Below are 3,793 nucleotides of genomic sequence, written 5' to 3'. Positions count from 1 at the left end.
GCTTGATCGGCCTGGACTCGACGTCGGGTATAGCCCGCTACACCTTGGGGGTGCCCGAGCTGGTGGATGGCATCGAGGTGGTACTCGTGGCGGTCGGTTTGTTTGCCGTGGGGGAGGCCTTGTACAGCCTGCTTTATCAGAAAGAAGCAGAGACCGGCCGGCACCGCTTGACCTCGTTGTGGATGACCCGCGCCGACTGGAAGCGCTCGGTGCCCGCCTGGCTGCGGGGCACGCTGATCGGTTTTCCCTTCGGTTCGATCCCGGCCGGTGGTGCCGAGATTCCGACCTTTCTGTCCTATTCGACCGAGCGCAAACTGAGCAAGTACCCGAAAGAATTTGCCGCCAGCAAAGGCGAGGGCGCCATTGAAGGCGTCGCCGGCCCCGAAGCCGCCAACAACGCGAGCGCCACCGGTTCTCTGGTGCCGCTGCTGACACTGGGCATTCCCACCTCCGCCACCGCGGCGATCCTGTTGGCCGCGTTCCAGAACTACAACCTGCAACCGGGACCGATGCTCTTCGAGACCTCGGGGGAGCTGGTCTGGACCCTGGTGGCCTCGCTGTACATCGGTAACGTCATCCTGCTGGTGTTGAACCTGCCGTTGGTGGGCCTCTGGGTGAAACTGCTGCAGATCCCGCGGCCGTACCTGAACGCCGGCATTCTGGTGTTCGCCACCATCGGCGTGTACGGCATGCGCCACTCTTCCTTCGATCTGTTGCTGATGCTGGCGATCGGTTGGGGCGGGGTCCTGATGCGGCGCTTCGACTTCCCCGTCGCCCCCGTGATCGTCGGCATGCTGCTGGGGCCGATGGCTGAAAAGCAACTGCGTAACGCCTTGTCCATCAGCGAGGGGGACTGGACGGTGTTTTTGACGCAACCGATCTCGGCGGCATTCCTGGCGCTGACATTACTGGTGCTGTTGGTGCCTCATCTGCTGCATGCGCGGGGTATCAAGTTGCATGAGGATGATTGAGACGCCTGGGGCCCGGTCAGGCCTTGACCCAGCGTTGACGGCTCCAGCTGCTCAAGGAGTCGACGGCGAATACCAGGATCAGCATGGCCAGAATCACCGTGCTGGCTTGAGCTTCCTGGAACAGGCTGAGGCTGACATAGAGCATTTGTCCCAAGCCCCCGGCGCCGACGAAGCCAAGCACACTGGCCATGCGGATATTGTTCTCCCAGCGGTACAGGATGTAGGCCAACAGCTGTGGCAACAGGTTGGGCAGGGTCCCGTAACAGAACGCCCAAACGGCATTGCCGCCCTGCAGGCGGATGGCTTCGGCGGGTTGCGGCGGGGTATTTTCCAGCGCTTCGGCGAACAGTCGGCCGAGCACGCCGGTGGTGTGCAGGGCTAATGCGAGGGTGCCGGCATTGGGCCCGAGGCCGGCGGCAAGCACCATCAGCGCGGCCCACACCAGTTCCGGCACCGCGCGCAAGGCGTTGAGCACCAGGCGCGACGCGCTCTGCAAGGGCCAGCCAAAGCGCCCGGCCGCGGGCAACGCCAGCAGCAGGCCGAGTACCGCCGCGAGCAGGGTGCCCAGGGCGGACATGGCAATGGTTTCCAGGGCGCCGTGACCGATGGCTTGCAGATGGCCCGCGCTCAGGTCGGGGCTGAGAAAACGCTGGGCATAAGCACCCATCCGGTTCAGGTTGCCGCTGCCGCCGAGCTCGCCGAGGTGGATGCCCAGGTAGATGAACGAAGCGACGACCGCTGCACCGATGCACAGCAGCAGGATCAGGTTCAACAGGCGATTCATGCCAGCCTCCAGCGCAGCAGGCGGCTGAGTTGATCGGCGAGCAGCACCAGCACGAGGAACGTCAGCAACAGACTGGCCACTTCACCGCCGGCGAACATGCGCAACGACAGGTCCATTTGCTGGCCCAGGCCGCCGGCGCCGACAAAGCCCATCACCACCGAAGCGCGGATGGCGCATTCCCAGCGGTACACCGTGTATGACAGCAGCTCTGCGGCGACATTGGGCAGGATCCCGTAGGCAAAGGCCGCAAGCCGACCGCTGCCGGCCTGCAGCAGCGCGTGGGCCGGGCGCTGGTCGACCGACTCGAAAATCTCCGCATAGACCTTGCCCAACATGCCGCTGTAGGTAATGGCAATGGCCAGCACCCCGGCCGTCGGACCGAGGCCGACGGCACGCACGAACAGCAGGGCCCAGACGATTTCCGGCACGCTGCGCAGGAAGATCAGCAAGCCGCGAACCGGCCAGCGCAGCAGTCGGCCCCAGAAACCCGGATGGCCGGCACGGGAGGCAGCGGACAGCGACAGGGCGCGACTGGCCAGCAGGCTGGCGGGGATGGCCAACAGCAACGCCAAAGCCATGCCGGCCGTGGCGATGGCCAGGGTCTGCAGGGTGGCTTGCAACAACAGCTCGATGAACGCCTCGTCATGGGCGGGTGGCCAGAAGGCTGACACGAACTTGCCGATCTCGCTCTGGCTGTCACTGGCGACCAGTACGCTCAGGTCCAACTCGCTGAAGTGGATGCCCGGCCACAGCAGGAGCAGGGCCAGCAGCGTGATCAGCAAGCGGGGGCGGGTGGCGGGATCTCGGGTATCGCGTGTCAGCATCGGGGAATCTGCACAACCAAGGGTGCGGTCGGAACTGGTGAGGACTGCAGCTGCTCATTGGCGTAGAGCTTGTCGAGCAGCTCGCGGTCGACGGCGCCGGCGGGCAGGTCGAACAGGATCTGTCCGTCACGCAAGCCGATGATCCGCGAAAAGTGCGCCAGCGCCAGCTCTACCGCATGCAGGCTGGCGACCAGGGTGACATTGTGTTCCCGGGCATGGCGGCACAGCACCGACAGCGTGTGCTCGGCCAACACCGGGTCCATGGCCGATACCGGCTCATCGGCCAGCAACACCTCGGGCGCTTGATACAGCACCCGGGCGATGCCCACGCGCTGCAGCTGGCCACCGGACAGTTGCTGGCATTGCGCGAACAGCTTGTCGCCCAGGTCGAGCCTGGCCAATGCTGCGCGTGCGCCCGGAATGTCCAGTGGATGCAGCAGGTTCAGCAGGCTCTTGCCCAGGCCCCACTGGCCCAGCTTGCCGGCCAGGACCGCGGTGACCACGCGCTGGCGCGGCGGCAGCGGTGGCGCTTGATGGATCAGTCCGATGCGCGCGCGTAAACGCTGGCGCTGACGGGCAGACAACTGCCAGGCGCGCTCGCCGAGTACCTGTAACTCGCCGCTGCCAGGGCGCAGGGCGGTGGCCAGCAGGTTGAGCAGGCTCGACTTGCCCGCCCCGGACGGGCCGATGATGGCGACCTGTTCCCGTGCTGCGATGTGCAGGTCCACGCCCTGCAGCGCCTGGACGCCGTTGGCGTGGGTAAGACTGACCTGGGTCAGGTGCAAGGTCATTTGAGCAGGTCGGCGGCGCGAGCGGCTTCTTCGATGCCCTTATAGTTTTCCGGGTTGGTTTCGATGAACCGGCTGGCGGCCTGCAGATCGAGGATCTCCTTGTCTTTGGGCTTCGCCGGATCGAGCGCCAGGAAGGCCGCCTTGATCTTCGCCGCCAGCGCCGGGTCGAGGGTCCCGCGCACCGTCCAGTTGTAGTCGAAGTAGGCCGGGGTGGTGGCAAACACTTTGACCTTGTTGGTGTCGACCTTGCCGGCGGCGACCAGTTTTTCCCAGACGCTGGCGTTCAGGACGCCGGCGTCCACCTTGCCGGCCTGGACCCAGGCGACGGTGGCGTCATGGGCACCGGAGTAGCCCACTCGACTGAAAAAGGTTTCCGGCTTGATGCCGTCCTTGAGCATGAAAAAGCGCGGCATGAGGCTGCCT

5 protein-coding genes are annotated in these 3,793 nt (G+C 65.3%); 1 reads left to right on the top strand and 4 read right to left on the bottom strand.

Annotated features, from left to right (window positions below):
* The coding region (locus tag ABWY06_RS08710; RefSeq protein WP_353925178.1) for a tripartite tricarboxylate transporter permease at positions 1–971 on the top strand (971 nt) is incomplete at its 5' end.
* A 16-nt stretch (positions 972–987) separates the two neighbouring features.
* On the opposite strand, the gene phnE is transcribed toward ABWY06_RS08710, so the two are convergent.
* The 4 genes from phnE to ABWY06_RS08690 all read right to left on the bottom strand — a co-directional run.
* The gene (gene phnE, locus ABWY06_RS08705; protein ID WP_353925177.1) at positions 988–1,755 is read right to left on the bottom strand and encodes a phosphonate ABC transporter, permease protein PhnE; all 768 of its coding nucleotides are present in this window, start codon (positions 1,753–1,755) and stop codon (positions 988–990) included.
* Positions 1,752–2,579, bottom strand: coding sequence for a PhnE/PtxC family ABC transporter permease (locus ABWY06_RS08700; RefSeq protein ID WP_353925176.1), 828 nt, complete (start codon positions 2,577–2,579; stop codon positions 1,752–1,754). The genes phnE and ABWY06_RS08700 overlap by 4 nt, the downstream gene beginning before the upstream one ends.
* Complete coding sequence (locus tag ABWY06_RS08695) at positions 2,573–3,370, bottom strand: phosphonate ABC transporter ATP-binding protein (protein ID WP_138965946.1); 798 nt, start codon at positions 3,368–3,370, stop codon at positions 2,573–2,575. Before ABWY06_RS08695 ends, ABWY06_RS08700 begins: the two co-directional genes overlap by 7 nt.
* A partial coding sequence (locus ABWY06_RS08690; protein ID WP_353925175.1) for a PhnD/SsuA/transferrin family substrate-binding protein occupies positions 3,367–3,793 on the bottom strand: 427 nt, incomplete at its 5' end. The genes ABWY06_RS08690 and ABWY06_RS08695, both read right to left, overlap by 4 nt.

The organism is Pseudomonas sp. (assembly GCF_040514055.1).
Lineage (GTDB): Bacteria > Pseudomonadota > Gammaproteobacteria > Pseudomonadales > Pseudomonadaceae > Aquipseudomonas.
Note: the sequence above shows the minus strand (reverse complement) of the source record. Positions and strands in the feature narration are given on the sequence as shown.